This window comes from Ruegeria sp. AL3, from assembly GCF_056536065.1.
Map to the genome: position 1 here is coordinate 2,477,490 of NZ_JBQFJG010000001.1, position 26,545 is coordinate 2,504,034.

Consider the following 26,545-nt stretch of genomic DNA (forward strand, 5'->3'; position numbering starts at 1 on the left):
CGGCATAGATGAGAGACCAAGGATGACTGACATTTCTGACCGCCCTCAGTTCTTCACCTGCCACAATGGCGACAAAGCCCCGTTGCCTTTCAGCAAATCTGAGTATGACCGCCGTCTTGGCAAGCTGCGCGCGATTATGGCCAAGCGGGATATCCCGGTGGTGCTGCTGACATCGATGCAGAATATCGCCTATTATTCGGGCTTTCTATACTGTGCGTTCGGGCGCCCTTATGGCTGTGTTGTAACCCAAGACAACTGCACCACCGTTTCGGCCAATATTGATGCCGGGCAACCTTGGCGCCGGTCGGTTGAAGACAACGTGATTTATACTGACTGGAAACGCGACAACTACTGGCGGGCAGTTGCGAGCCTGATCGGGAATGCAAAGCGGATCGGCATCGAAGGCGACCACATGACGCTTGCAGCGCGGGACACGGCGCTGAACATGCTGGGCGAGCCAGAATTGGTTGACATCGCGGCCGACACCATGGCCGCGCGGATGATCAAATCCGCTGAAGAAATCGAATTGATCAAGGGAGGAGCGCGCACGGCCGATGTGGGTGGTGCTGCGATCCATGCCGCAATCCGCGAAGGAGCAACCGAAATCGAAATCGCGATGGCTGGTCGAGACGCGATGGAAGTGGAAATCGCGCGAGCCTATCCGGATGCTGAATACCGTGACACATGGGTTTGGTTTCAATCGGGTTTGAACACCGACGGCGCGCATAACCCGGTCACCAAACGCGCGTTGCAAAAAGGCGATATACTTTCGCTGAACACCTTTCCGATGATCTCGGGCTATTACACCGCCTTGGAGCGGACCCTGTTCCTGGGCGAGCCGGATGCCGACAGTCTGCGCCTGTGGCAGGCCAATGTGGCCGCGCATGAACTTGGCCTGAGCTTGATCAAACCCGGTGCCACCTGTTCCGGTATCACCGCCGAGATCAACCGGTTCTTTGCCGACGAAGGCCTGCTTCAATATCGTTCCTTCGGCTATGGGCACTCGTTTGGTGTTCTGAGCCACTACTATGGTCGCGAAGCCGGTTTGGAACTCCGTGAAGACATCGACACAGTGCTGGAACCCGGCATGGTGGTCTCGATCGAGCCGATGCTGTGGATCCCCGAAGGCCAGCCCGGTGCAGGCGGTTACAGGGAACACGATATTCTGGTTGTGGGCGAAGACGGAGCCGAAAACATCACAGGCTTCCCCTACGGGCCGGGACACAACATTATCGACGCCTGAGGATTGGGGTGGAGCTTCTGCTCCACCCGCTTTTACGCGCGTCGGGCACGTTCGTGAAAAATGAAACCCAGAAAATTCAACAGCAGCTGTGCCGCCAGAATCTGAGTGCTTTCAGTGGGGTCGTAGGCGGGGGCCACCTCGACCAGATCGATGCCCACCACGTCGCCCCTTTTCGCCAGTCCCTGAAGGATTTCCAGAACGTCATAGTACAAGAACCCTCCGTGGCTCGGAGTGCCGGTTCCTGGCGCGATCGAGGGACAGAACGCATCGATATCGATCGTTACATAGTACCGTTTGCCTTCGGGAATGCGGTCAAGAACAGCCTCTGTTCCCAATCTGCGAACCTGCCGCACGGACAGGATGTCCGATCCGCGCGCACGCGCGTCGTCATACCCTTCCTTGGCGGTGGACGACACGTTTCGAATGCCCAGCTGGGTCATCCCTGAAACATAGTCTTTCTCGATCGCGCGGCGCATGGGATTTCCGTGCCCGTTGGTGACGCCGTGACGTTCATCCACAAAGTCCAAATGCGCATCGATTTGAACAACATGGATCGGGCCGTTTTCAGCGCAGTCGCTTTCAAATGCGGAAATGCAGGGGATGTTGACCGAGTGATCACCGCCAATCACCAGCGGAAGTGCCCCGGCCTCGAGAATTTTCTGCACGCCAAAGGCTATGTTCTTGTGGCTCGTCTCGGTCTTGGTGTGGACAATATCCGCATCGCCCAGGTCGACGATCCGAACCGAACTGTCCAGATAGGTCGCGTCATCCTCATGATCATAGGCGCCGGCATGGCCAAAACTGAAAAGGGTCGATGCCTCTCGCACGGCCCGAGGACCAAAACGCGCGCCGGGGCGCCATTGGGTTCCAAAGTCGAACGGCGCGCCGAGCACGCAAACGTCGGCCTCGATTCTGTCCCAGTTCTCGACATATGGAGATTTTGCGAAGGTCGATATTCCGACAAAAGGAAGATTCAGTCGCCCGGACGCATATCCATGTTCCTGCACTTTGGGTCCTTTCGATTGTTGTGCCGTTTTCCTGCATGTGAACATGAGGACACGCCGTTTTGAAACCAAATTCTCTTTGAACGGCGGATTTTGGGGGACCAGAGGAAATTTTCTTCCAGAAGGGCGGGCTGGCTTGCGTTCAAAGCTGATCCGGCCCAGCCCATCAGAGCGCTTCAAGATCAGTCAAAAGATAATCCCGCTGATGGTGTTGCATTTCTTTCATTTCCCATACCCAAAGAACGTATGAAAGATCCCCTTCGGCCTCAGCGGTGCTCTGGCAGATTTTCCTTTTCAGCAAGACGGTTTTTGATCCGTCTGGGCCAGAAAATCATAAGCGTTAACAAAAATATCGATTTGATATAAAGTTGTGGGGTTATTGATTGGTAACGCGCGGGTATTCGTGTGGCACAGACACTTTATGAGAAATATGGCGGTTTCAAAACGATCAGCCGGGTCGTGATGACCTTCTATGAAATGGCGCTGGATTCGGATGAGATCGGCCATCATTTCGAAGACATTGATATGCCGCGCCTGATCGACCATCAAACCAAGTTCGTCTCGTCCTTGATTGGTGGGCCCGCATCTTTCAGTGATGACAGGATCGAAGCAGTTCATCGGCATCTGAACATTTCGCACAATGAGTTTGACGTCATGGCCGAGCTGTTTGGCGACGCGCTAAGTCAGCATGGCATGTCCGACGGAGACATCAAAACTGCGCTGACCGCAATCGAAGGCAAACGTTCGATCATAGTCACCCGGAACGCGGCATGAGCATTCTGGCGATAAACGAGCAATTGCTGCGTGCGATCGGAGTCGGCGTCGCCGTGGTGCGCGCATCCGACCTGCAATTCGTGTTTCACAACGGGCCTTTCACGGAATGGTTCGGCACTCCTGAAAAGGGCAGCACCTTAAGCGACGTTCTGCCGGATCTCGACCCCAAGGAACTGGAGGATGTAAAGCAGTCCGGCCTTCGGTACTCGGTCGAATTGCAGATAAAGCCGAAACGCAGGACCTTGATCTTTGCAGTCGCCGTCTCACTGGCCAATGGCTTGTCCGAGCAGGTGCTGATTGTGGAATGTCAGAACATCACTCGCATTCGCGAATTAGAAAGCATGATCGACAGCTATTCCACCATGGTCGAGCGCAACACCCGAGAGCTTGAGCGCGAAAAGGAAAGAGTGGAACGCCTGTTGCTGAACCTGATGCCCCGAGCCGTGTATGAAGAGTTCAAGACGTTCGGCGTTGTCACACCGCAGCTGTATCAGCAGGTTTCGGTGGTGATGCTGGATTTTGTCGGGTTCACGGATTTTGCGGCCAAGACCGACCCGACGGTCACCTTGAGTGAACTGAACGACATCTTCACGGCCTTTGACCGGATCGTGGAACAATTCGGGTGTGAGCGGATCAAAACGATCGGTGATGCTTATCTGGCCGTGTCAGGCATGCCCGATCCAACACCGGATCATGCGACCGCCGTGGCGCATTGTGCGGTAAGGTTCCTGCGCTATCTCGAACGCCGCAACGAAAGCCATCCGCATAAGTGGCAGGCGCGGATCGGATTGGGGATGGGTGCGGCGGTTGGATCGGTCGTTGGCATTCAGAAATATGTCTATGACGTGTTTGGCCCTGCCGTAAACATCGCGTCCCGGTTGCAGGTCTTTGCCAACCCCATGAACATCGTGGCCCCGGAAGAGATGAAATATGCCTTGATTGACGAGTTTCAGGTCTCGGATCTGGGGTGCGTTGATATCAAGGGCATGGGTGAGATGGATCTGATCAACGTGACATCGGGCTTGAGTATGCCTCAGGGCAGCCGTTCGTTCTGACCGCGTCACTCGTCCTGAGGGATCAGACCCAGACCGCGCAGGTAGATGCCGATACCGCTTTCCAGTAAATCTTCGGGAGGAAAAGGCGAAGTTGCGCCGGTATTTCGGGCGTACAGCTCGACGACGCCGTGGCTCATCGCCCAGATATGGGCGCTGAACATCGATGCGGGCGGGCGCTTGTCAGGCGGAATATGCTGGGACAGGTCCGCGGCCGCTTTTTCAAGAACGGCCTTCGCCCGATTGGCGGCCAAGGACAATTCGGGTGTCCGGTTCAGGGAAATCCCGCTTTCGAACATGGCGATGTAATGCCCGGGATTTTTGCGCGCAAAAGCCAGATACGCACGCCCCGTTGCTTCAAAAGCGGCAAGGGCTGAAGGCTGTCCCTCGTCATAGGCGTATTGCATCAGGTCTGCGAACATCTCAAACCCCTGCCGTGCGGCTTCGGCAATCAGGTCCTCGCGCCCTTGAAAATGACGGTAGACGGCGGCAGGCGTGACACCGGCCGTTTTGGCCGCCTCGGACAGCGTGAAACCGGTCGGGCCCTTGTCTTCGATCAGGGACAAGGCAGCCTCGATCAGGGCTTGCTTCAGGTTTCCGTGGTGATAACCGCGTTTCGTCATCCCGGCCTCAGTTGCATTGATTGCGTGTTGGAAGACAAGGACATAGACCACCGACGCATTGTCGTCCAATACATGATCGTGAAGGCATCGACGGGGCAGGGCGGGGAGACAATTTACGCCTCCCACATATCCGGGCCACCGCAGATACGGGCATCAATCTCGCCGATACTCTTCTCGTCCTTCTCATCATAGTCCAAGGCATGCAGAACCGTTCGGATGGCCGCAAGCCGCGCGCGTTTCTTGTCGTCGGAACGCACAATCGTCCACGGGCAGGCATCAGAATGCGACCGGGTCAGGGTTTCCGAGATCGACTGCGTGTATTCGTCCCATTTGCTCAGCCCTGCGATGTCGATCGCGCTGAGCTTCCAATGCTTCAAAGGGTCGTTTTCGCGCGCCAGAAAACGGTTCAGTTGTTCTGCGCGCCCGACATTGAGCCAGAACTTGAATAAATGGATGCCGTCATTCACCAGGCCCGTTTCAAGTGGCAGGACCTGACGGAAAAACCTCTCACGCTGTTCCTGAGTGCAGAAGCCAAAGACATTCTCGACGACACCTCGATTGTACCAGCTGCGATCAAAGAACACGATCTCTCCTGCGGCGGGCAGATGCGGGATGTAGCGTTGAAAATACCATTGGCTGCGTTCGGCGTCTGATGGTTTGGCCAGCGCAACGTTGCGTGCGCCGCGCGGGTTCAGGTTTTCGCGAAACCGTTTGATGGTGCCCCCTTTGCCGGCGGCATCGCGGCCTTCGAAAATGATGGCAACCCGCTGGTCGGTTTCCTTGACCCAGGATTGCATTTTGACCAATTCGATCTGAAGCAGGTCCATCTGCTCTTCATAATCCTTGGTCTTCATTTTTTCGGAATACGGGTAGGTCGGGTTCAGAATATCGCCTTTTTTCGCGTTTTGAATCTCTTCCCGTACAGATCTGGGCGCGTCTTTCAGAAAATACTTTTCGATAGAGCCTTTTCCTGACCGGGCCATATGTCACCTCGCGATAAAATCCATATCTAACTATGGATTAGAGCGTGGGTTAACGCAAACCCGCGCGCTGCGCCGCGCGATCTATCGCGGCGGCCACCTCAGGCGCCGCGACCACCTGTGGCATATGGCCGACACCCGGTAGCTCGATCAACTCGGCCCCGGGGATTTGTTCGATCAGGCGTTCAGAATGCCATTCAAGACCAACGGTGTCGTCGGCCGTTCCGTGGATGATTTCCGTCGGAACGGAGATCTCGCCATATCTGGGTTGCAGACGGGTAATTTCGTCCAGCAGGTTGGCGCGTTGCTTGGCGTTTGCATGCATCGAGCCACGCCGGATCGTCAGCCCCGGCCCGAAATGTTCCGCATAACCTTCGGGCGCCGTTTGCGGTGCAAAAACTTTGTCCAACACCTGTGTGACGTACCACTCGGGTACGAAAGAGCTGATCAAGGGCAAGGCCAGCATATTGCCCGCCGTGGTTGACGCAAGCCGGTTGAACCCATCCAAAGGCGTTTCCCATGGGAGAGCGGCCGGGGCGATCAGAACCAGAGCCGAGATATTCTGGGGTCGGGTCACGGCCCAGGCCAGCGAGACCGATCCGCCATAGCTCTGCCCGGTCACGATGGGTTTTTCCGCACCAAGCTGAGCCGCCGCCCGTTGCAGGATATCCGCCTGTTCAATGATGGTTTCGCCATCCGGATTGAAGCTTTCGGAATAGCCCAGGCCCGGTCGGTCAAAAACGATCACGCGGTATGACCTGGCCAGAATGGGGGCCAGCGCAAAGGTCATGTCGCGCGTGTTCCCGCTGGAACCATGGATCAGAACGACATCAGGGCCGTCCCCCATGACCACGGCGTGCACGGCGATGCCGCCCACATCCAGAATCCGACCCTCGGGGGGGAAAGCCGCCTCGGCCAGCGCCTCGTTCCGGGCGCTGCGCCAGGTTGTCAGTATGACAAGGCCCAGTACGGCCAGGCCAAGGGATATCAGGACTTTAGTGGCCAATTTTTGTCATGTCGAAAGGCGTGGTCTGATAGATTTCGTTGATCCAATTGCCGTACAGCAGATGTGCGTGACTGCGCCACCGGTTCTGCGGCGTTTTGGATGGATCATCATCGGGGTAATAGTTTATCGGCACGTTGATAGGCGTGCCGTTGCTGACGTCCCGATCATATTCCTGTTTCAGCGTATCACTGTCGTATTCGAAGTGATTGAAGATATACAGCGCGCGATGGCCGGGATCTTCGACCAGACAGGGGCCGACATCGTCGCTGCCCAACAGGGTCCTCAGCCCGGGTGCGCGATCGATTTCATCCTGTTTCATTTCCGTCCATCGGCTGACCGGAATGACACAGTCATCCGAGAAACCGCGCAGGAACGGAGACGCCGGGTCCAGGTTGCGATGCCGGAAACACCCAAAGGCTTTTGCGTCCAGCATGTACTTTTTGACACCGTGAAAATGGTTGATCATCGCCATCCCGCCCCAGCACACACCAAAGGTGGAATGCACGTTGGTTTGGGTCCAGTCGAAGATCTCGCTGATTTCGTCCCAATAGGTGACATCATGAAATTCCAGATGTTCGATCGGGGCACCGGTGATGATCAGGCCGTCGAATTTCTGATCCTTGATCTCCTGAAACGGGCGATAGAATTCGGACATATGCTCGGCGGCGGTGTTCTTGGTCCGGTGTTCGGTCATGCGGATCAAAGACAGATCGATTTGCAACGGGGTCGCCCCGATCAGACGCGCGAACTGGTTTTCGGTCTGGATTTTCTTGGGCATCAGGTTCAGCAATCCGATGCGCAGCGGTCGGATGTCCTGACGCATTGCCTGATCTTCGTCCATGACCATGACGCCCTCTTTGGTCAGGACATCAAAAGCAGGCAGTTCCGATGGGATTTTGATGGGCATGTGTCGGGCTTCTAAGAGATCAGTGAAAACTGGTAGTTAGGCGTTATTGCGCGTCGTCTCAAGTGTGTGTTCGATCAATTCATCGAAATCGGCGGCATCGCGGATTTTTCCGATGTCGTTGGCGGCAATCGTCACGCCCCAGTTGTTCGCCATGGCTTCGTAACGCGGCTGGCGGTGCGCCAAGGCCTGTGCATAGGTCCAACGGACGAAATCATCGGGATCAACATCCGCTTCCGAACAGCCTTGCAGATCCAGATAATCTGTCCACGCCTTGGTCAGGAATTCGGCCTGATAGGACATCGGCTTTGGGGCTTTGTCAAAACGGCGTACAAGCTCTGCCGTGTGTTCCTCATCCCCCTTCAGCCAGATCATCAGGGTGTGTTGCGAAAGCTCGGACAGTACCCGATCGTTCGGATCTTCGGGGTCTACCCATTCGCAGATCGATCCACCGGTGTCGCAGATGAAATGGGGGTATTTGTACAATCGCTCGGCCCGGTCGATGAAATACTCGGTATCCAGCAGAGCGTGTATTTCGGCCAGCCGAAACTGTTCCTGCCTGCGGCGGTATTCCGGCATTTCCAATCCGCCAAGGGCAGGGTTGCCCGGTTTGCCCAGATAGGCTGCGACCGGAGTCAGATTCGCGAACGAGATATTCGAGCCGATGTAAATGGAATCCGACAGGAGCAGGTCACGCAAGAACGGGACTTTCATCGCCTCGGCCTTCGCATTGTCGGTTATGTATTCGCCCATGTACCGGGTGCCGATGCGATAGTCGATCGAGTAGTGAAACCAGTTCCCTGAGTCCCGAAGAATGTTCGAGACATATGTCTTGCCCAGACCGGACATACCAAAGAACAGCACCTTCTTGCGGCTTGCCGTGCGCCAGTCTTCGGCTGAGTTGTAGATCATCTTGTGCTGTCCCTTTTTTGCCTTTGCTAAATCGGGCAGCGCACGGCGTCAATCACGGCGGCCAGCTCGGTTCAATACCAGAAGACCCATGGCAAGGACAACAAAGCCGAAATAGGCATTCGACGGCAGCGCTTCGTTTCGCAGAATTGCGCCAAGCACGATGGCGACAGGAGGGATTACAAGCGTCACCAGCATCAGGTTGCCGCTGCCCGCCATCGCCAGGACTCGATAGTACAAAAGATATGCCCCTGCTGTTGCCACAATGGCGTAATAGCCAATCGCAGCCCAGGTGATCGCGGGCAGCGCAAGCGTTGGCACCCCGTCCGTCATCAGCGCCAGGGGCAGGATCAGCAGGGTCGAGCCGGTTAACATGCCAGCGGCCGCGACGACGGGGTGAAGGTCAGACAGATGATACCGTGCCCAAGCCGCAGCAAAAGCATACGAGAGCGTTCCGGCCAACACGGCTAGCTGCGCTGTGTTTTGCAGGCTGAAAGACGTGAAGGTCTTTAGTCCGATGGTGATCGAGACACCGAGAAAGCCCAAGACGACACCGATCACGCGCGCTTGTGTCAAACGTTCATCCTTGAAAAACACAGCCGCAACCAGAACACCAAAAATGGCCGTGGTCGCGTTCAGAATGGCCGTAAGCCCAGAGTCGATGTAAAGCTGACCCCATGCCATCAAGCTGAACGGTATGACATTGTTCAGCAATCCCATGATCAGAAAAGCACCCCAGATGCGCAGAGAACGGGGCAGCGTAAACCCCTTGCCCCATGCCACCAGCCACAGCACCAGCATCGCCCAGAACGTGCGGTGCAAAACCGATGTCATAACGGGAATGGAATCCAGAGCGACCCGGATGGCCACAAAGGATGCGCCCCAAATGACGGCCAGAAGAATGAGCTCGGACCAGGCGCGCCGAGAAAGGTGTTTTTGGGTGTTCATGACCGCACAGTTTCATTTAATCGAAATATACGCGACCCGAAACCTGCGCATAAAAAAGGCCCCGCTGAAACAGCGGAGCCTTGAGGATGGTCATCCTTGGACTAGTTCAGAGCGTATGTAATCTGGAAGCCCACGCTCCAGGCGCTGTTGCCGGTGAATGTTCCGCGTGCATTCGGGCCAGCGCCGTTGGCTGTCGCGTCACCGATGTCGGTGTAACGAACACCGCCGGAAATCTTGGCCTTCTCCAGCGAGTACGTCCCGCCCAGACCAACACTCCAGAACCCGTCGGTCGGGCCGAGGTTTGATACCGGCGTGCCCTGGGACGTCTCGTAGCCCAACGTCACAGCGCCGCTGAACTCTTCCGAGAATTGATACCCCAAGCCCAATGAATAGGTGAAGGTCGCATCGGCGTAGTCAACAAGGTTGCTGGTCGGTGGGTAGTTTGGCGGGTTGTACACCAGCTGTGGCCAGTCGACCCAACGGATAGAACCAAACAACAGCGTTTTAGGCGCGACGCCTGTCTGGAAATCCAGGTTGATCGACTGGGGCGTCTCGATTTCGCTGTTTGTGTTGAAGGTGGCCACGGTTCCTGGTGGAATCGGCGGGATCGGTGGTGGGTTCAGAGATTCTGTTTGTGACAGATCGTGACTGATCTTGGAGTTGTAGGTCAGTGACACACGTGCCGCGATTTCCGGTTTCTCCCACGCGACACCGATTACGTAGCCGAATGCTGTGTCGGCATCGGAGTCAACCTGATATCCCGCAGCCAGGGGAACGGTGACCGAAGCCTTCACACGCTGCGCACGAATGCCGCCGATTGCGCTGAACCCGCCATCGAATTTGTAACGCAGCAATGCCGTGATGGCGTCCGTGTCCGCTGTGGCCCTCAGAGTGTCGGTGCGACCTCCCGGAATAGGGTTGATCGAAAGAGGGTAGGTGTTTGCGTATTCAATGTCTGCGCCAAAGGGCTGGTCATACATGATCGCGAAATCGAGCTTTTCGGTCAGTGACGTTTTGTAGCCGAGATGCGGTGTGAAAAAGTCGTTCGCAACCTCTCCGGAATCGACCGGCTGCCCGATGTTTGGTCCGGCCAAAGCAGGCATGGTGCCCGTTACGCTGGGATTGGTGTATCCCAACCGGAACTGAACAGCTGATCCTTCTTCGAAGATCAGGTTGATGCCCTGACCGCTTCGATCTAGGCCGCCTGCATATCCTGCCGTCGCTCCAACGCACAAAGCGCAGGTCGCGAGAAGTGTTTTTTTCATTCTGTCCTCCCTAACAATCCATGGCGGGCTTCACTGGCGTTTGGTTGAGTGTAATGAACGCCTGTCCCGTGTATGATGAGCGATACTCTCTTTTTGGTTACTTTAAGGTCAACTGGTGACGGTGCGTTACGTATTGCGACTAGTGTTTTCAACTGTTGCTAAACTGTTACGGCTTTCAGACCAAATATTCAGGAAAATACCGGAAAAGATGACCGCCGCCCCGATCAGGACCCAGTGGTCTATGGGTTCGTGGTACAGGATCATTCCGACCACTGCGATCGTGGGAAGCCTCGCAAAATCAAATGGGATCACAACTGTCGCCGGGGCAATGGCCAATGCGTTGGTTATGCAGAAATGGGCCAGCAGCCCCGCCAGCCCGACCAGAACCAAAAACGGAACGGTTTGCGCCGTGGGCAAGGCAATCTGCCCATCAAAACCGGCCGCGACGGCCCCAAGTACCGCCTGCATGGAAGTAAGCCAGAAAACGATGCATCCGATGCTGGCAAAGCGTGTGAGCTTTTTGGTTGTGATCGTTGTAAATGCAAAGAAAATCGCAGACGCGGCTGCGGTCGCAAGGCCAGGGCTCAAAGGCGCACTGCCTGGGCGCGTGACAATCAGAACGCCCGCAAAACCGATAAGCGCTGCCGTTATCTTGAGGGGCGTCAGACGTTCGTTCAGCAGCAGCGGCGACAGCAGGATCACCCAAAGCGGCTGTGTGAATTCCAGCGCGAATACCTGCGCCAGAGGCGCAACAGCGACCGCATAGAACCAAAGATTCTGCCCTGTGAAATGCAGGGTGTTTCGCAGGGCGTGCAACCCCAGGCGTTGCGTGGAAACCTGAACCCAACCGCCTGTGGCCGTAAGTACGAGGGCGACAACAAGAAACCCCACGAGGCTTCGGTACATCATGATCTCGAACGTGTCGTGCACGAGGCTCAGTTCGCGACCGGCAACCGCCATCGAGGAGAAGGACGCGATGGCTCCGGTCATCCACAAGGCGGCTTTGAATGTGTTTTTTTGTGTCTGATTCACGTGCGCACCCCGACCTGGCCGCGCGGTCACGGCCCCGGTACCGGGGCTTTCGCTACGCGATCAAAAAGATTGAATTCGTTGAATCATTGAAACGCTTATGAAGCGTCAGGTTCAAGGTCGTGCCCGACATTTTCAGGCACGGCTTGGCAAGATTTCCCGGGATCGGGTCGTTTTGGCGTCGAACGCCGTTGCGGTTTGCCGGATCATTCCCACTCGATGGTTCCGGGCGGTTTCGAGGTGATGTCATATGTGCATCGGTTGATGCCCTTGACCTCGTTGATGATCCGGGTTGCCGTTTCGCCAAGGAACTCATGGCTGAACGGGTAATAATCCGCGGTCATCCCATCGACCGAGGTGACGGCCCGCAGCGCACAGGCATAGTCATAGGTGCGCCCGTCGCCCATCACGCCGACGGTGCGGACGGGAAGGATGGCAACGAAAGCCTGCCAGATGTCATCATAAAGCCCGTGTTTGCGGATCTGATCGATGTAGATCGCGTCGGCCTCGCGCAGAATCTCCAGCTTTTCGCGGGTGATCTCGCCGGGGCAGCGAATGGCCAGACCCGGCCCGGGGAAGGGGTGGCGCCCGATAAAGCTCTGCGGCAGACCAAGTTCGCGACCCAAGGCACGGACTTCGTCCTTGAACAATTCGCGCAGCGGTTCGACCAGTTTCAAGCCCATCTTTTCCGGCAGGCCGCCCACGTTGTGATGGGATTTGATCGTTACGGAAGGCCCGCCCGAGAACGACACCGATTCGATCACATCGGGATAGAGAGTGCCCTGCGCCAGGAATTCGGCGCCGTCGATGGTATCGGCGTGTTTCTGGAACACGTCGATGAACAGCTTTCCGATGATTTTGCGTTTGGTCTCGGGGTCGCTCTGACCTTCCAGTTCGCCAAGGAACAACTCGGATTCGTCGGCGTGGATCAACTGAATGTTGTAGTTATCCCGGAACATGCCAACAACTTCCGCGGCCTCGTTCTTGCGAAGCAGCCCATGATCGACAAAGACGCAGGTCAGCTGATCCCCGATTGCTTCGTGAATAAGGATCGCGGCAACCGAGCTGTCAACGCCACCGGACAATCCGCAAATGACCTTTTTGTCTCCGACTTGTTCGCGGATCTTGCGGATCATCTCTTCGCGATAGGCACCCATGGTCCAGTCGCCCTTGAACCCGGCCAGCTTTACGAAGTTTTCATACAGTTTCGCGCCCTTTGGCGTATGGTGTACCTCGGGGTGAAACTGCACGGCATAGAAGTGCCGCGATGGATCGGCCGTGATCGCATAAGGTGCGTTGGGCGAGGTTCCGAATACCTCGAACCCAGGTGCGATTTCACTGACATGGTCGCCATGGCTCATCCAGACTTGTTCAGCGCCGTCCGCGAACCAGCCATCCAGGATATCCAGTTTGCTTTTCGGTGTAACAAATGCCCGACCAAACTCGGCTGTGCCATGGCCGCTTTCGACCTTGCCGCCAAGCTGATGCATCATCACCTGCTGGCCATAGCAGATGCCCAGAATCGGAACGCCATAGTCAAAAATCTCTTGCGGGGCGCGGGGCGAGCCCTCGCGCGTCACGCTGTCCGGACCGCCCGAGAAAATCACGGCGCGCGGCGCCATTTCCCGCACGAAATCCATCGTGACATTCTGGTAAGGGTGAATTTCACAATAGACATTCAGCTCGCGCAGGCGGCGGGCGATAAGCTGCGTAACCTGGCTGCCGAAGTCGATGATCAGAAGGCGGTCGTGGGATGTCTGGGTCATAACCGGCTCATAAGTTGCAAGCCTTGCATGTGCAAGCGGTATGGCGTCATTTGGTACAAAAGCTGAGTCAAACCGGCGGAAAGATCAGGTGCCATGTCGAAGATAGAGTTCAGAACGGCTGCTGTGGTGGATGCGGATAAGGTAACGCGGTGTCTGGAAAATGCTTATGAAGATGCAATAAGCCGGATCGAGGATCTGCCTGACGTTACTGCCGGAATCGCGGAAGACATCAAGACCCATCGCGTCTTGCTTGCGGTATCTGGCGGTATAGTTGGGGTCATCGTTTTTGACCAAGTTGACGACGCAATCATGGTGTTCAACCTTGCGGTTGCGCCCGAAGCCCAAGGGCAGGGGGTTGCGCGGCAATTGATGCAGTTTGCCGAAGAAGAAGCACAGGCGCGGAATCTATCCAAGTTGAAGTTGCGAACTCATAAAATGATGAAAGACACGATTGCGATGTACCGGCACATGGGCTGGAAAGTGACGGATCAGGTGGGTAGCGGCCTTACCATGGAGAAAGCGTTGGCGGCCGATCCTGACTGACCGCCTGGTTCGCGGTGGGGCGGCAATGTCGCTTTTCCCCCCAGAGCGCCGCAATCCCTATGCTTGAGTTCTGGCAAACCTGTATCAAAACGCTCAATCTAACCAACCAGACGGGATTTTCTCATGGCAGAGGCAAACACCCGGCGCAGGGCGAGAGGTGGCGGTGGCGCCGCCCGCCGTGCCGAGCGTACCGCAGTTCGTATCGAGACTGCGAAATACATCGAACGCAACATTCCGAATTTCGAGATCCTCAACGAAGAGGCGCTTGAGATTATCGAAAACAACGCTGAAACCGTGTTGGAAGAAATCGGCGTCAACTTTGTCGACAATCCAGCAGCTTTGGAACGGTGGCGTGACGCGGGCGCAGATATCGACGGTGAGCGTGTGCGCATTCCGCGTGGTCTGGCGCGTGAGCTGATCAAGACAGCCCCCAGCCAGTTTACCCAGCACGCCCGCAACCCCGAAAAATCGGTTGTAATCGGTGGCCGCAACATGGTTTTGGCCCCGGTATACGGTCCTCCGTTCGTGCGTGATGCACAGGGTGGGCGCCGCTATGCAACCATGGACGATTTCAACAAGTTCGTAAAACTTGCCTACATGTCCAAGTGGTTGCACCACTCGGGCGGTACGGTGTGCGAACCGACCGACATTCCGGTGAACAAGCGCCATCTGGATATGCTGAAGGCGCATATGACCCTGTCGGACAAGCCTTTCATGGGCTCGGTAACCGATCCCAGCCGGGCACAGGATTCGGTTGAAATGTGCGAAATCCTGTTCGGCAAGGAGTTCGTGCAGGAAAACACCGTGATGACCTCGCTGACCAACATCAACTCGCCGATGACATTCGACGATGTGATGATGGGCTCGTTGGAGGTTTATGCGCGCAACAATCAAGCCTGCATCATTTCGCCCTTCATCGTGGGTGGAGCGATGGCGCCGGTCTCGGTGGCTGGTACTTTGACACAGGTTCTGGCCGAGGTGATGGCCGGCGTTGCCTACAGCCAGATCATCCGTCCGGGTGCCCCCGCGATTTTCGGCGCGTTCGTGACGTCGATCGATATGAACTCGGGCGCACCCACCTTCGGCACACCAGAAGCCGCGCATATCACATATGGTGCAGGCCAGCTGGCGCGTCGTCTGAACCTGCCATACCGCTCGGCCGGGTCGTTCTGCGGCTCGAAACTGCCGGATGCGCAGGCGGCCTACGAAACAGCGAATTCGCTGAACATGGGGCTGCTTTCGGGCGTGAACTTTATGCTGCATTCCTGCGGCTGGCTGGAAGGCGGTCTGGTCGCCGATTTCGAAAAGTTCGTCATGGATGCGGATCAGTTGGGAGTGCTACATTCACTGGCCAAGGGCGTTGCTTATGACGAAAACGCGCAGGCCATGGACGCAATCCGCGAAGTAGGGCCGGGTGGTCACTATCTTGGCTGTGCCCACACGCAGGCCAACTTCAAGGAATCCTTCTGGAAATCCGAAGTGCTGGACTACAAGCCATATGAAACCTGGCAGGAAGAGGGCGCGCGTGACACGCGGGCTCTGGCCACGGCGCGGGTTGAACATTTGCTGGCCAATTATCAGCAACCGCAGATGGACCCGGATACCGCGGCGGCGCTGGAAGCCTATATCGCCGAGAAAAAGGCCTCCATGCCGGACGCATTCTCCTGATTATTGAAGAACCGAGGCGCGGCTGGCCTGATACAGCTGCGCCTCACCCAGCAGCGCAATAAGCAGATCCAGATGCCGCACCAATGAGTAGGCGGCATCATCTTCTTTTCGCTTTTCATTTACCTCTCTTTCCATCTCGAGCAAACGCAGCAGCGCCTGACCTGAACCGGGCAGCGACCCGTATCCCAGAATGCGTTGCAGATGCCTGTCCCGATTGTAATCCCGCGCCCCGAATCTTGCAGCACGCGCCAACATGCGTGGGCGGCGGAGGGTTGCGATCATTGTCATCAGGTCCTGCATGTTATGTGTCCCTTTTTTGGAAATTGATGGATCCTGTTTTGCACAACCTAAGCGGGTGTTGCCTTAGTCAGAGTCCCCCCGAACGATGGTTTCACGACTGTTTATCTTTTTAAATCAAATCTGGTTCTTGCCTTGTGTGGTTAACGAACGAGTAACGAATGGACCTCTAGTTAGATTTGGTTAACCCACATTCCGAGGGCGAAAAGTGGCAGTTTGTTTTGTCGACGAGGGCAAATAATTATGGAAAACAACATGGCTTTCACCATTCCGGCATGGGTTCCAGAAGGGGCGCAAAGATACCTTGCTCATACCGAGACCGGTCGCTCGATCCGCGATATCGCGCGATCAGCCGGGTGCCATGCGTCAACTATCCTCAGACAAATTCGACGCATCGAAATGCGCCGCGACGATCCGTTGGTGGATGCCGCCTTGCAATCGCTCGCAGAGACACATTTTTCAGTTTCGGAGTGCGCCGACGGCCCGACAAGCGGGTCAGAAAACGCGGCTGAAGAAGAATTTGAAAATGAGGCACTGCGTGTGTTGCGCCGCCTGAGCGAGACGGGTTCGGTCCTTGCCGTGGCCGAGGAAATGGACAAGGCGGTCGTCGTACGCGACACCGGCAATGCCGGGGCTACAAGAACCGCAGTCGTAGAATGCAGGATCGCGCAGGCCCTGGCTTTGAAAGACTGGATCACCTGCGACAATCCCGGACGCATTTCGCGATATCGGATTTCCGCAGCGGGACGAACGGCGCTAAGCCATTTGATCGCCAAGGCGGAAAATAAGGCACGTGCCGGGACTGACTTTGGTTTTGCCGAAGCTCAGAGTAGCTTTCAGGGCAAGCCTTCGGGCGGGTCCGCCGAGCGGGTCAAACGCATTCGGTACAGTGCTGCGGAAAGCCCGCTGATTGCTTTGTCGCGCAGACGGGATCGTGACGGAAAACCGTTTCTGGATGACTCCCTCGTCAGCGCCGGCGAGCGCTTGCGCGAAGATTTTGAGCTGGCACAGATCGGCCCTCAGGTTTCGCAGAACTGGGATCGTTTTCTGACGACAGGTGGTCGAAGCAGTTTTGCCAGTGAAAGCCATGGGGGAAAGGGCGCTTCCGATGCGAAGGACCGCGTTGCACGTGCCTTATCCGACCTGGGACCGGGTCTGAGTGATGTTGCGTTGCGATGCTGCTGCTATCTGGAAGGGTTGGAGCTGGCGGAAAAGCGAATGGGTTGGTCTGCGCGGTCCGGCAAGATTGTCCTGCGGATCGCCCTGCAACGGCTGAAACGGCATTATCAGGAGCAGGCGGAACGAGATCGGATGATCGGCTGAACAGAAAAAAGGCCCGGTGTATACGGGCCTTTTCTTTGGATTTGAGGCTTAGGCCATTTCAGGTTCTGCTGACGCCTTCAGGTGTTTCATCAGGTTTTCCGGCGAGGACACGCCATAGGGGTCCTCCGGGCAATTGTCCATCAGACCGGGCTCTTCGAACCACGCCTCGACAACGCCATCATTGACGATGGCCGCATAGCGCCACGAGCGCATTCCGAAACCCAGATTGTCCTTGTCGACCAACATGCCCATTTTCCGGGTGAACTCCCCCGATCCGTCGGGGATGACTTTCACGTTCTTCAGGTCCTGATCCTGGGCCCATTTGTTCATCACGAAACTGTCGTTGACGGACATGCAGTAAATTTCGTCGATCCCCATGGCCTTGAAATCGGCATAGCCGTTCTCAAACCCAGGCAGCTGATAAGTCGAACAGGTTGGGGTGAACGCACCCGGCAATGAGAACAGGATTACGCGCTTTCCGGCGAAATAGTCAGCTGTCGTCTTGTCTTCCCAACGGAACGGGTTTGGTCCTTCGATGGAATCGTCACGGACACGGGTGTGAAAGGTCACGTCGGGCAGTTTTGCGCCGGTTTTCATAGTCAAACTCCTGTGATTCACATATGATTTTGGTGTGAATTAAAACAGTTCTAAACCGCATTCAATCGCGTAAACGCTGCGATTGCGAATAAGGCCAACGTCTTGCTAGATATTGAAATTAAATCGCAAATACGAATACGCGCATGATACCTTTCTGCGTTTGCGAGGGTACAACGCATAGCGGCTATGCGCCGCTGGTCTAACACCGCGCTTCTGTCTATGTTATGAGTAACAAGAGTTGACCCAAAGTCAGGAAAACGACCGTGCGAGATCTGAAGATCCCCGAAGAGCGCCATCCGGAAAAAGCCCATCGTCCGGACAATGCACAGCCCAAAAAGCCAAATTGGATCAGGGTCAAGGCACCCGGTGGCAAGGGCTATGCGGATACACGGCGGATCATGCGCGACAACAATCTGGTGACGGTCTGCGAAGAAGCAGGGTGCCCCAACGTAGGAGAATGCTGGAGCCAGGGTCATGCCACCATGATGATCATGGGCGAGATTTGTACGCGCGGCTGCACCTTCTGCAACATTGCAACCGGTCGCCCCGACGATCTTGACGCATTTGAACCCGGTCGCGTGGCCCATGCGGTCGAAAAACTTGGCCTGAACCACGTGGTGATCACCTCGGTGGACCGTGACGACTTGCAAGACGGCGGGGCCGAGCACTTTGCGCAGACAATCCGCGCGGTACGTCATCGTTCTCCGAAAACCACGATCGAGATCCTGACACCGGATTTCCTGAAATGCGACAACACTGTCCTTGAGACCGTGGTCGAAGCGAAACCGGATGTGTTCAACCACAATCTGGAAACGGTGCCGGGTCTCTACCCCGAAGTGCGCCCGGGGGCGCGGTACTTTCATTCCCTGCGCCTGCTACAGCGCGTGAAAGAACTTGATCCGTCGATCTTCACCAAATCAGGCATCATGGTCGGGTTGGGCGAAAACGAACAGCAAGTGCGCCAGGTCATGGACGACATGCGCGCGGCGGATATCGATTTCCTGACCATCGGCCAGTACCTGCAACCGACTCCGAAACATCACGGAGTAGATCGGTTCGTAACCCCGGAAGAGTTCGCATCTTACGAAAAGGCGGCCTATGGCAAGGGGTTCCTGATGGTATCCGCGACACCTCTGACCCGGTCTTCGTACCACGCCGGCGACGATTTCGCCCGGCTTCGCGCGGCCCGGCAAGCAAAGCTACAGCAAGCGTGACACCCGAGCGGATCGCGCAGCTTATCCGCCTGCGCCACGAGTTTCACCAACAGCCAGAGCTTTCGGGGCAAGAGGAGCATACCGCGGCGCGGGTTGCGGATCTTTTGCGCCAAGCGGGTGCGGACAGAGTTCTGTGCGGCATAGGCGGGCACGGTGTCGCGGCCCTTTACGAAAGCGGTACTGCCGGACCCACGGTTGGAATTCGATGCGAACTGGATGGGCTGCCAATTCAGGAACGCTCGGATCTGGAATACGCGTCTCAGATTGCAGGCAAAGGGCATCTGTGCGGCCATGATGGCCACATGGTGATGGTCCTTGGGGTGGCGGAGGCGTTGAAAGAACAGCGCCCGAAATCTGGCCGCGTGGTTCTGATTTTCCAACCCGCCGAGGAAACCGGACATGGCGCTATTGCTTATCGGGCCGATCCTCAGTTCGCTGAGGTTTCCCCTGACATCGTGCTGTCTCTGCATACTTTGCCGGGGCTGGAGCTGGGCGCGGTGGAACTGTGTGAAGGTCCCGCGAACTGTGCCTCGCGCGGGATGCAAATCGTTCTGACAGGCAAAACCTCACACGCAGCGGCCCCTCAGGACGGCGTGTCACCGGCAGGTGCTTTGTCGACGTTGATGCCGGCATTGGCCAGATTGGGGGCGGGTGGCGACTTGGATGACACCTACGCTTTGACCACGGTTACCCATGCCACTCTGGGCGAGCGCACAGTTGGTGTCGCACCGGGCTGGGCCGAATTGTGGGTAACCCTACGCACGGTTTCGGACGCGCGTATGGCAAGCCTGATGACCGAGGCGGAAACTCTGGTAAAAAACACGGCGAAGGCCGAGGGGCTGGCGTTCGAAATCAGCTATGACGAGGTATTCGAAGCCTGCGTCAATGACCGTGAAGCCGTTTCGGTTTTGGCCAAAGCCTGTGCCGATCGGGGCGTCGCGTGCCGGCTGGTCGATCGGCCACAGCGTTTTTCCGAAGACTTTGGCCAATTTGGCAAAGGCGCGCAGGCGGCCATGTTCTGGTTGGGGGCGGGGCAGGACCATCCACAACTGCACAACCCGGATTACGATTTCCCGGATGCGCTTATTCCGATTGGAACCGGGATTTTCCTGAGCGCGATTGATGTCGTGCTTGGCAAAACCTGCTAGTCACGATCCACTTATTTAACCAGATCGCCAACGATTCCAACGGCTTCTATAACTGTCTTCGTATCATCAGATATCGAGAGTATTTCATCATCCACCCGGATATAGCGCTGGCCGGGCCCCAAAGGCTTGAGCTTCCATTTGTCGAGATCGTCGATATAGTCAAAACTCAGATCACCCGGCAGCTTCTGCCCTCGCGTGTATCTTTTGATTTGACCGGGCGGTACGGCTTTGCCGTTTGACTTGATGGATTTCTCTACCTTGCTTTTATTGGCACCTTGCCCTTTGCCCTTGTTGTCTTTTGCAGCACCCGAACTTGCAAGTGCCACGATCGCCATAACGACAGCAGCTGTCGCAACTACACGCTTCATACATAATCCTCCCGTGCTGATAGGAAGAGTAAGGGCGCGCAAATAAGTTTGTCTACTATTATTCGGGTTTTTGAATTTGGGGCGCTGGGTAGCCACTCAAATTGCCTGGGTAAAGTGCAGCTAGTCCTTGGTGAACCGGACTTTGCCGATAAACGGCAGGTTGCGGTTGCGCTGAGCGTAATCGATCCCGTAACCCACGACGAATTCATCCGGAATTTCAAAGCCTATCCAGTCTGACCGGAATTCAACTTCGCGACGGCTGGGTTTGTCGAGCAGGGCAATCGACTTGAGCCGTTTCGGCTTGCGGCTGCGCAGCAGGTTGGTGACGTGGTTCAGCGTGTGCCCGGTGTCGACGATATCTTCGACCACCAGCACGTCGCGGCCTTCGATCGCGCCGCGCAAGTCTTTGAGAATGCGCACTTCCCGGCTGCTCTCCATCGAATCGCCATACGAGGATGCCTCAAGGAAATCCACTTCGATCGGCAGGTCCAGTTCCCGCACCAGGTCGGCGATGAAGACGAAACTGCCGCGCAGCAATCCCACGACGACAAGCTTGTCGGTATCGCCGAACTCATCCGTGATTTCGCGGCATAACTCCTCGATCCGCGCCGCGATGGCCTTGGCCGAGATCATCTCATCTATCACATATGCGCGGTTAGTCATCGCAGCCCCCTTGATCTTTGGCGCGCAACATACGACATGACGCGCCATTGTCACCTGCAAATACCGGACATCATGCCAATCCATTCGGAAACCCGCCACCTGCCATACACAGCCCAGCAGATGTATGATCTTGTTGCGGATGTGGGCAACTACCCAAAGTTTCTGCCCTGGTGCGCCGCGTCCCGGATCCGCAAGACCTATGCGGTTGGTGAGGCCGAGGTGATGGAGGCCGATCTGGTCATCTCGTTCAAGGTATTCCGCGAACGGTTCGGCAGCCGGGTGACCCTGTTTGCAGATCAGAAGAAGATCGATACCGAGTATCTGGACGGGCCTTTCAAATACATGAAATCCGACTGGCAGTTCGAGGACGCGCCCGATGGGGGCTGCAACATCTCGTTCCATGTGGATTTCGAATTCAAGAACGCCATCCTTCAGGGGATCATCGGCGTTGTGTTCAACGAAGCCATGCAGCGGATCGTCCGCGCCTTCGAGGCGCGTGCGAAAGAACTCTACGGCTAGGCCTTTACGCGGCAAGGGCGCACGCTAGACTGCGCTCATGACGGATTTCACAGCAGCATTGGCCACCTTCGCGGCGGGCCAGGTTTCAACGACGGCTCAGGCACGGATTGTCACGTCGCTATCCGTTCTGGATTGGATGGCAGTTGGTCGTGCAGGGGCGTCCGAGCCGGTGTCCTGCATAGTTCGCGATATGGTTCTGGCCGAGGGCGGGAACGCTCAGGCCCATCTGTTCGGAGGGGGCGCGGCCCCATTGCGCGGCGCAGCTTTGGTGAATGGAACCATATCCCACGCGCTGGATTACGATGACACGCATTTCGCGCATATCGGGCATCCGTCAGTCGCCATCCTGCCTGCGGCCCTTGCCGTGGCCGAGTGGGATGACCGCATTCTGGTCGATCTGCTCGAAGCCGCGCTGGTCGGTATGGAAACGTCAATCCGTGTCGGCCTGTGGCTGGGCAGGGGGCATTATCAGGCCGGGTTTCACCAGACAGCGACATCCGGTGCATTCGGGGCCGCTGTCGCCGTGGGGCGGTTGCTTGGATTCGACAAGGTTCAGATGCGATCCGTATTGGGTTTGACAGCAACGTGCGCGGCCGGGCTGAAGGCCCAGTTCGGAACAATGGGCAAGCCTTACAATGCCGGGCTTGCCGCTTCGGCAGGGGTCGAGGCGGCTAAGCTTGTTCAGCGTGGATTTCAACCCAACGCCGACGCGCTGGAAGGCACGTATGGATTTGGCGCGACCCATCAGGGTGCAGCGGATCAAAGCGCGCTGGATGGTTTGGGCGATGAATGGTTGTTCGAAACGGTAAGCCACAAGTTCCACGCCTGTTGTCACGGCCTGCACGCGGCGTTGGAAGCGGCGCGCGCGCTGGACATCGCGGAACCCGAAGTGGCCGAGATTAAAATCAAAACCCATCCCCGTTGGATGAGTGTGTGCAATCAGCTTTCGCCCACAACCGGGCTGGGGGCCAAGTTCTCTTACCGGACGGTCATTGCGATGCAGGCGCTGGGGTATGATACGGCTTTGCCGGGCAGCTACACCGACAAGATCTGCGCGGACCCGCGCATTACGTCTCTGCAAGATCGCATCACGGTCGAAGCGGATGAAAACCTATCGGAAACGCAGGCGCATCTGGCCTTGTTGCGTCGCGACGGTGTCCGCCGCGAGGCGACGCATGACCTGATGACCCCAATGTCGCTGTCTGACCGCGAGGATCGCGTGCGCGTCAAAGCGTCGAAGCTGATCGGATCGGATGAGGCGGACGCGATCTGGTCGATGCTGCGCACCGGTGGTCGCGCCCGTGATCTGGCCGAACGTATGGCGGGTTAAGCCACGCTCCAGTGCAGCGGAAAACCGGGGTCGAACACCGTGACAGGCCCTTCGCCGGTGTCGATCTTTGACGGGTATGCAACCGGCTCGCCTTTGGTCAGGGTAATCGTCTCTTCGTTCACAGGCAGGCGGTAAAAGCCCGGCCCGTTGAGCGAGACGAACGCCTCGAGCTTGTCCAGCGCACCTTTGCGGTCGAACATCTCAGCCACCAGAGACATGGTATTCGTCGCGGTGAAACACCCCGCGCAGCCGCAGGCCATTTCCTTGTTTGCATCCGTGTGCGGAGCGCTGTCCGTGCCCAGGAAGAATCTCGTGTCGCCCGAGGTGGCGGCAGCCAGCAGGGCCAGGCGATGTTCTTCGCGCTTGGCGACCGGCAGGCAATAGTAATGCGGTTTGATCCCGCCCACCAGAATATGGTTGCGGTTGATGATCAGGTGGTGCGCGGTGATCGTCGCGCCCAGATCCTTTTCGTTGGCTTTAACATAGTCCACGCCATTGGACGTGGTGATATGTTCCATCACCACGCGCAGACCCGGCGTCGATTTTCGGATCGGGTCCAGAACGCGGTCGATGAACACGGCCTCGCGGTCAAAGATGTCGATCTCGGGGTCGGTCACTTCGCCATGGACACACATGGGCAGGCCGATCTCGGCCATTTTCTCCAGAACCGGGCGCACTTTGTCAAAGTCACGCACGCCCGAGGCCGAATTGGTCGTGGCCCCTGCCGGGTACAGCTTGACCGCTTTTATCAGCCCGCTGGCATGGGCGGCGGCGACGTCCTGCGCATCTGTATCCTCGGTCAGGTACAGGGTCATCAGTGGTTCGAACACCATGCCGTCGGGCAGGGCGGCCAGGATTCTGTCGCGGTAAGCGGCGGCCTGATCCCCGCGCACGACCGGCGGCACGAGGTTCGGCATTATGATTGCACGGGCGAAATGACGTGCAGTTTCGGGCAGAACGGCCTGCAACATGGCGCCATCGCGCAGATGCAGATGCCAATCGTCGGGGCGGCGGATCGTGAGGGTATCAGTCATGGCCTTCCGCTAGCATAGCTGCCCCGAAAGACCAACCAGCCCGGAACGAGTTGCCGAAAAAACTTGTCAACCAACCGGAACGTCGTAGCTCTGACAGGGGCTAGGGCCTTGACGCAATGGCGCTTGCGTGACCTGTTTGTCCGCGAAGTAGAGAGGAATTCCATGACGCAGCCAAATTCCATCGATACCGTGCAGCAGATGTTGGGACGTCAGGGCTATGTCTGCGGACGAGCCCTTGCCACGGTTGTGTTCCTGTCGCTGAAGCTGGGACGCCCGTTGTTTCTGGAAGGCGAGGCCGGAGTTGGCAAAACGGAAATCGCCAAGGCGCTGGCATCCGGTCTGAACCGCCGTTTGATCCGGTTGCAGTGCTACGAAGGTCTGGACGCATCCTCGGCCGTTTACGAATGGAACTTTCCGGCACAGATGGTTGCGATCCGAACGGCCGAGGCTTCGGGCGGGGCCGACCGGGGCGCGTTGCAGGCGGAACTGTTTTCGGATGAATACCTGATCGAACGCCCCTTGCTGCAAGCAATGCGCCCGGACGAAAACGGAGCACCGGTTCTTCTGATCGACGAACTGGACCGGACCGATGAACCGTTCGAAGCCTTTCTGCTGGAAGCTCTGAGTGATTTTCAGGTCACGATCCCTGAACTGGGCACCGTTGCAGCACCCCAACCACCCATTGTGATTGTCACGTCGAACCGGACTCGCGAAGTGCACGATGCCCTCAAGCGTCGCTGCCTGTATCACTGGGTCGATTATCCCGATTTTGAACGCGAGATCGAAATTCTGCACGCGCGCGCGCCCGAGGCCGCCGATGCGCTCAGCCGCGAAGTCGTGGCCTTCGTTCAGCGTCTGCGCACCGAGGATCTGTTCAAGAAACCCGGCGTGGCCGAAACCATTGACTGGGCCAAATGTCTGCTGGCGCTGGACGTGATGAACCTTAGCCCCGAGGTGATCGGTGACACGCTGGGGGCGATCCTGAAATATCAGGACGACATCCAGAAGCTGCAAGGGTCCGAGGCCAAGCGCATTCTGGATGAGGCCAAAGCGACCCTTGAGCCGGCCTGACGCGCTATGGCCGAGCAGATCCCGCTGGAGATTCCCGACAACCCGAAGCTGGCGCAGAACATCACCCATTTTGCCCGCGCGTTGCGGAAGGCGGGGCTGCCGATTGGTCCGGGGCGGGTGATCGATGCAATTCGCGCGGTACAAGCCGCGGGTTTCACTCAGAAACGGGATTTCTACTGGACGCTGCACGCCTGTTTCGTGAACCGCCCCGAACATCGCACGGTGTTTGCGCAGGTCTTCCGAATGTACTGGCGCGACCCGCGATACATGGAACACATGATGGCCATGATGCTCCCTGCCATTCGGGGCGTGCAAGAGGAACGCAAGGCGGATGCCGGTGAAAAGCGCGCAGCCGAGGCCCTGCTGGATGGTGTCGAACGTGACGCGCCCCAGCAGGCTGCGCAAGACGAGGGCGAAACCGAAATCGAGATTGACGCCACGCAAACGGCATCGTCAGAAGAGCGTCTTCGCAATCTGGACTTCGAACAGATGAGCACCGCTGAAATCGCGCAAGCCAAACGCGTATTGGCGCGGATGACCCTGCCGGTCAAACCCATTGAGTCGCGCCGCGGACAGGCCAGTCATCTGGGGCACCGTATCGACCGTGCCCGCACCTTGCGCGCAGCCATGCGGCAAGGGGGCGAATTGCGTGATATCGCCCGGCTGCAACCCAAACCGCGATGGCCAAATCTTGTTGCGCTTTGCGATATCTCGGGTTCGATGAGCCAATACAGCCGAGTCATTCTGCACTTCCTGCACACGGTCTCGAACGCCAAGGGGGCAGGTTGGGCCAAGGTTCATGCCTTTACGTTCGGCACGCGCCTGACCAACATAACCCGCCACTTGCATCATCGGGATGTTGACGCAGCGCTCGCCGCTGCCGGGGCCGAGGCGCAGGACTGGGAAGGGGGCACACGCATCGGCGACTGTCTGCATCAGTTCAACAGAGACTGGTCAAGACGTGTCATGGGGCAAGGTGCGGTTGTTCTTTTGATCACCGACGGTTTGGAACGGGGTGACCCGGAGAGCCTCGAGAAAGAGATCGAGCGGCTGCACCTGTCCTCCAAACGCCTGATCTGGCTGAACCCTCTGCTGCGCTGGGACGGGTTTGCCCCCAAGGCACAGGGTGTGGCGGCCATGCTGCCCCATGTCGACAGTTTCAGGGCAGGGCACTCGATTGCCTCGCTCGAGGACCTGGCCGCCGTGATTTCACAACCCGACGACCAGGGGCAGAAAGCACGGCTGATGGCCGCTCTTTCCGATTAGA

Annotated in this window: 27 protein-coding genes; 12 read left to right on the top strand and 15 right to left on the bottom strand. The window is 57.2% G+C overall.

The window, feature by feature from the left end; genetic code table 11:
- Positions 1–22: 22 nt before the first annotated feature.
- Positions 23–1,243, top strand: coding sequence for an aminopeptidase P family protein (locus ACR3E6_RS12495; protein WP_480487393.1), 1,221 nt, complete (start codon positions 23–25; stop codon positions 1,241–1,243).
- Positions 1,244–1,275: 32 nt separating this feature from the next.
- Here ACR3E6_RS12495 and speB read toward each other — a convergent pair whose 3' ends face one another.
- Positions 1,276–2,250, bottom strand: coding sequence for an agmatinase (gene speB, locus ACR3E6_RS12500; protein ID WP_480487395.1), 975 nt, complete (start codon positions 2,248–2,250; stop codon positions 1,276–1,278).
- 402 nt (positions 2,251–2,652) lie between these two features.
- On the opposite strand from speB, the gene ACR3E6_RS12505 reads away from it, so the two are divergent.
- Positions 2,653–3,021, top strand: coding sequence for a group I truncated hemoglobin (locus ACR3E6_RS12505; protein ID WP_152457802.1), 369 nt, complete (start codon positions 2,653–2,655; stop codon positions 3,019–3,021).
- Entirely contained in the window at positions 3,018–4,076 is a 1,059-nt protein-coding gene (locus ACR3E6_RS12510; protein ID WP_171632863.1) for an adenylate/guanylate cyclase domain-containing protein, read from the top strand. Before ACR3E6_RS12505 ends, ACR3E6_RS12510 begins: the two co-directional genes overlap by 4 nt.
- A gap of 5 nt (positions 4,077–4,081) precedes the next feature.
- Here ACR3E6_RS12510 and ACR3E6_RS12515 read toward each other — a convergent pair whose 3' ends face one another.
- From ACR3E6_RS12515 to guaA, 9 genes are all read right to left on the bottom strand, one after another.
- Positions 4,082–4,696, bottom strand: coding sequence for a TetR/AcrR family transcriptional regulator (locus tag ACR3E6_RS12515; RefSeq protein WP_152457804.1), 615 nt, complete (start codon positions 4,694–4,696; stop codon positions 4,082–4,084).
- Positions 4,697–4,809: 113 nt separating this feature from the next.
- On the bottom strand, positions 4,810–5,679 hold the full coding sequence (ppk2, locus tag ACR3E6_RS12520) for a polyphosphate kinase 2 (protein ID WP_171632860.1): 870 nt from the start codon (positions 5,677–5,679) through the stop codon (positions 4,810–4,812).
- 49 nt (positions 5,680–5,728) lie between these two features.
- On the bottom strand, positions 5,729–6,682 hold the full coding sequence (locus ACR3E6_RS12525; protein WP_480487398.1) for an alpha/beta fold hydrolase: 954 nt from the start codon (positions 6,680–6,682) through the stop codon (positions 5,729–5,731).
- Positions 6,672–7,589, bottom strand: a complete 918-nt coding sequence (metA, locus tag ACR3E6_RS12530; protein ID WP_171632856.1) for a homoserine O-acetyltransferase MetA — start codon at positions 7,587–7,589, stop codon at positions 6,672–6,674. The genes ACR3E6_RS12525 and metA overlap by 11 nt, the downstream gene beginning before the upstream one ends.
- Positions 7,590–7,625: 36 nt before the next feature.
- Complete coding sequence (locus ACR3E6_RS12535; protein ID WP_171613846.1) at positions 7,626–8,498, bottom strand: ATPase; 873 nt, start codon at positions 8,496–8,498, stop codon at positions 7,626–7,628.
- Positions 8,499–8,546: 48 nt separating this feature from the next.
- The gene (locus ACR3E6_RS12540; RefSeq protein WP_480487400.1) at positions 8,547–9,443 is read right to left on the bottom strand and encodes a DMT family transporter; all 897 of its coding nucleotides are present in this window, start codon (positions 9,441–9,443) and stop codon (positions 8,547–8,549) included.
- Between the two features lie 101 nt (positions 9,444–9,544).
- Complete coding sequence (locus ACR3E6_RS12545) at positions 9,545–10,708, bottom strand: OmpP1/FadL family transporter (protein WP_171723378.1); 1,164 nt, start codon at positions 10,706–10,708, stop codon at positions 9,545–9,547.
- Between the two features lie 126 nt (positions 10,709–10,834).
- Positions 10,835–11,740, bottom strand: coding sequence for a DMT family transporter (locus tag ACR3E6_RS12550; RefSeq protein ID WP_480487403.1), 906 nt, complete (start codon positions 11,738–11,740; stop codon positions 10,835–10,837).
- Between the two features lie 203 nt (positions 11,741–11,943).
- Positions 11,944–13,503: a glutamine-hydrolyzing GMP synthase gene (gene guaA, locus ACR3E6_RS12555; protein WP_171723377.1), complete on the bottom strand. Its 1,560-nt coding sequence runs from the start codon at positions 13,501–13,503 to the stop codon at positions 11,944–11,946.
- Between the two features lie 93 nt (positions 13,504–13,596).
- Here guaA and ACR3E6_RS12560 point away from each other — a divergent pair, with 93 nt between their 5' ends.
- Both ACR3E6_RS12560 and ACR3E6_RS12565 read left to right on the top strand, forming a co-directional pair.
- Positions 13,597–14,046 carry a GNAT family N-acetyltransferase gene (locus ACR3E6_RS12560; protein ID WP_171632848.1) on the top strand — a complete coding sequence of 150 codons (450 nt, stop codon included), beginning with the start codon at positions 13,597–13,599 and terminating at the stop codon, positions 14,044–14,046.
- Between the two features lie 123 nt (positions 14,047–14,169).
- Positions 14,170–15,714: a trimethylamine methyltransferase family protein gene (locus ACR3E6_RS12565; protein ID WP_171632846.1), complete on the top strand. Its 1,545-nt coding sequence runs from the start codon at positions 14,170–14,172 to the stop codon at positions 15,712–15,714.
- On the opposite strand, the gene ACR3E6_RS12570 is transcribed toward ACR3E6_RS12565, so the two are convergent.
- Complete coding sequence (locus tag ACR3E6_RS12570) at positions 15,715–16,014, bottom strand: DUF6477 family protein (protein ID WP_480487405.1); 300 nt, start codon at positions 16,012–16,014, stop codon at positions 15,715–15,717.
- 240 nt (positions 16,015–16,254) lie between these two features.
- On the opposite strand from ACR3E6_RS12570, the gene ACR3E6_RS12575 reads away from it, so the two are divergent.
- The gene (locus tag ACR3E6_RS12575) at positions 16,255–17,334 is read left to right on the top strand and encodes a DUF6456 domain-containing protein (protein ID WP_480487407.1); all 1,080 of its coding nucleotides are present in this window, start codon (positions 16,255–16,257) and stop codon (positions 17,332–17,334) included.
- A 48-nt stretch (positions 17,335–17,382) separates the two neighbouring features.
- On the opposite strand, the gene ACR3E6_RS12580 is transcribed toward ACR3E6_RS12575, so the two are convergent.
- A complete protein-coding gene (locus ACR3E6_RS12580) occupies positions 17,383–17,931 on the bottom strand; it encodes a peroxiredoxin (RefSeq protein WP_171168387.1) in 549 nt (182 codons plus the stop codon).
- 263 nt (positions 17,932–18,194) lie between these two features.
- Between ACR3E6_RS12580 and lipA the strand changes: the two genes are divergently transcribed.
- Both lipA and ACR3E6_RS12590 read left to right on the top strand, forming a co-directional pair.
- Positions 18,195–19,145: a lipoyl synthase gene (gene lipA, locus ACR3E6_RS12585; protein WP_152457817.1), complete on the top strand. Its 951-nt coding sequence runs from the start codon at positions 18,195–18,197 to the stop codon at positions 19,143–19,145.
- Complete coding sequence (locus ACR3E6_RS12590) at positions 19,142–20,293, top strand: amidohydrolase (protein WP_171723373.1); 1,152 nt, start codon at positions 19,142–19,144, stop codon at positions 20,291–20,293. Before lipA ends, ACR3E6_RS12590 begins: the two co-directional genes overlap by 4 nt.
- Before the next feature lie 11 nt (positions 20,294–20,304).
- Here ACR3E6_RS12590 and ACR3E6_RS12595 read toward each other — a convergent pair whose 3' ends face one another.
- Together ACR3E6_RS12595 and hpt are read right to left on the bottom strand one after the other, a co-directional pair.
- Positions 20,305–20,661, bottom strand: coding sequence for a hypothetical protein (locus ACR3E6_RS12595; protein ID WP_171632832.1), 357 nt, complete (start codon positions 20,659–20,661; stop codon positions 20,305–20,307).
- Between the two features lie 120 nt (positions 20,662–20,781).
- Positions 20,782–21,324, bottom strand: a complete 543-nt coding sequence (hpt, locus tag ACR3E6_RS12600; RefSeq protein WP_171632829.1) for a hypoxanthine phosphoribosyltransferase — start codon at positions 21,322–21,324, stop codon at positions 20,782–20,784.
- Positions 21,325–21,396: 72 nt separating this feature from the next.
- Between hpt and ACR3E6_RS12605 the strand changes: the two genes are divergently transcribed.
- Both ACR3E6_RS12605 and ACR3E6_RS12610 read left to right on the top strand, forming a co-directional pair.
- Positions 21,397–21,843 carry a type II toxin-antitoxin system RatA family toxin gene (locus ACR3E6_RS12605; RefSeq protein WP_171633839.1) on the top strand — a complete coding sequence of 149 codons (447 nt, stop codon included), beginning with the start codon at positions 21,397–21,399 and terminating at the stop codon, positions 21,841–21,843.
- 37 nt (positions 21,844–21,880) lie between these two features.
- Positions 21,881–23,173 carry an MmgE/PrpD family protein gene (locus ACR3E6_RS12610; protein ID WP_480487411.1) on the top strand — a complete coding sequence of 431 codons (1,293 nt, stop codon included), beginning with the start codon at positions 21,881–21,883 and terminating at the stop codon, positions 23,171–23,173.
- Here ACR3E6_RS12610 and pyrC read toward each other — a convergent pair.
- The gene (gene pyrC / locus ACR3E6_RS12615) at positions 23,170–24,207 is read right to left on the bottom strand and encodes a dihydroorotase (RefSeq protein WP_480487413.1); all 1,038 of its coding nucleotides are present in this window, start codon (positions 24,205–24,207) and stop codon (positions 23,170–23,172) included. The two genes, ACR3E6_RS12610 and pyrC, sit on opposite strands and share 4 nt — an antisense overlap.
- Before the next feature lie 162 nt (positions 24,208–24,369).
- Between pyrC and ACR3E6_RS12620 the strand changes: the two genes are divergently transcribed.
- Both ACR3E6_RS12620 and ACR3E6_RS12625 read left to right on the top strand, forming a co-directional pair.
- Positions 24,370–25,278: an AAA family ATPase gene (locus tag ACR3E6_RS12620; protein WP_171632821.1), complete on the top strand. Its 909-nt coding sequence runs from the start codon at positions 24,370–24,372 to the stop codon at positions 25,276–25,278.
- A 6-nt stretch (positions 25,279–25,284) separates the two neighbouring features.
- The gene (locus tag ACR3E6_RS12625; RefSeq protein ID WP_209833268.1) at positions 25,285–26,544 is read left to right on the top strand and encodes a vWA domain-containing protein; all 1,260 of its coding nucleotides are present in this window, start codon (positions 25,285–25,287) and stop codon (positions 26,542–26,544) included.
- Position 26,545 lies beyond the last annotated feature (1 nt).

Bases quoted from the DNA above. Each gene is read 5' to 3' on its own strand.
- ACR3E6_RS12545 (WP_171723378.1), bottom strand. From the start codon at position 10,708: ATGAAAAAAACACTTCTCGCGACCTGCGCTTTGTGCGTTGGAGCGACG.
- ACR3E6_RS12535 (WP_171613846.1), bottom strand. From the start codon at position 8,498: ATGATCTACAACTCAGCCGAAGACTGGCGCACGGCAAGCCGCAAGAAG.
- ACR3E6_RS12510 (WP_171632863.1), top strand. From the start codon at position 3,018: ATGAGCATTCTGGCGATAAACGAGCAATTGCTGCGTGCGATCGGAGTC.
- ACR3E6_RS12560 (WP_171632848.1), top strand. From the start codon at position 13,597: ATGTCGAAGATAGAGTTCAGAACGGCTGCTGTGGTGGATGCGGATAAG.
- ACR3E6_RS12580 (WP_171168387.1), bottom strand. From the start codon at position 17,931: ATGAAAACCGGCGCAAAACTGCCCGACGTGACCTTTCACACCCGTGTC.
- metA (WP_171632856.1), bottom strand. From the start codon at position 7,589: ATGCCCATCAAAATCCCATCGGAACTGCCTGCTTTTGATGTCCTGACC.
- ACR3E6_RS12620 (WP_171632821.1), top strand. From the start codon at position 24,370: ATGACGCAGCCAAATTCCATCGATACCGTGCAGCAGATGTTGGGACGT.
- pyrC (WP_480487413.1), bottom strand. From the start codon at position 24,207: ATGACTGATACCCTCACGATCCGCCGCCCCGACGATTGGCATCTGCAT.
- ACR3E6_RS12540 (WP_480487400.1), bottom strand. From the start codon at position 9,443: ATGAACACCCAAAAACACCTTTCTCGGCGCGCCTGGTCCGAGCTCATT.
- ACR3E6_RS12595 (WP_171632832.1), bottom strand. From the start codon at position 20,661: ATGAAGCGTGTAGTTGCGACAGCTGCTGTCGTTATGGCGATCGTGGCA.
- ACR3E6_RS12610 (WP_480487411.1), top strand. From the start codon at position 21,881: ATGACGGATTTCACAGCAGCATTGGCCACCTTCGCGGCGGGCCAGGTT.
- ACR3E6_RS12565 (WP_171632846.1), top strand. From the start codon at position 14,170: ATGGCAGAGGCAAACACCCGGCGCAGGGCGAGAGGTGGCGGTGGCGCC.
- ACR3E6_RS12515 (WP_152457804.1), bottom strand. From the start codon at position 4,696: ATGACGAAACGCGGTTATCACCACGGAAACCTGAAGCAAGCCCTGATC.
- ppk2 (WP_171632860.1), bottom strand. From the start codon at position 5,679: ATGGCCCGGTCAGGAAAAGGCTCTATCGAAAAGTATTTTCTGAAAGAC.
- guaA (WP_171723377.1), bottom strand. From the start codon at position 13,503: ATGACCCAGACATCCCACGACCGCCTTCTGATCATCGACTTCGGCAGC.
- hpt (WP_171632829.1), bottom strand. From the start codon at position 21,324: ATGACTAACCGCGCATATGTGATAGATGAGATGATCTCGGCCAAGGCC.
- ACR3E6_RS12570 (WP_480487405.1), bottom strand. From the start codon at position 16,014: ATGCAGGACCTGATGACAATGATCGCAACCCTCCGCCGCCCACGCATG.
- ACR3E6_RS12575 (WP_480487407.1), top strand. From the start codon at position 16,255: ATGGAAAACAACATGGCTTTCACCATTCCGGCATGGGTTCCAGAAGGG.
- ACR3E6_RS12625 (WP_209833268.1), top strand. From the start codon at position 25,285: ATGGCCGAGCAGATCCCGCTGGAGATTCCCGACAACCCGAAGCTGGCG.
- ACR3E6_RS12495 (WP_480487393.1), top strand. From the start codon at position 23: ATGACTGACATTTCTGACCGCCCTCAGTTCTTCACCTGCCACAATGGC.
- ACR3E6_RS12605 (WP_171633839.1), top strand. From the start codon at position 21,397: ATGCCAATCCATTCGGAAACCCGCCACCTGCCATACACAGCCCAGCAG.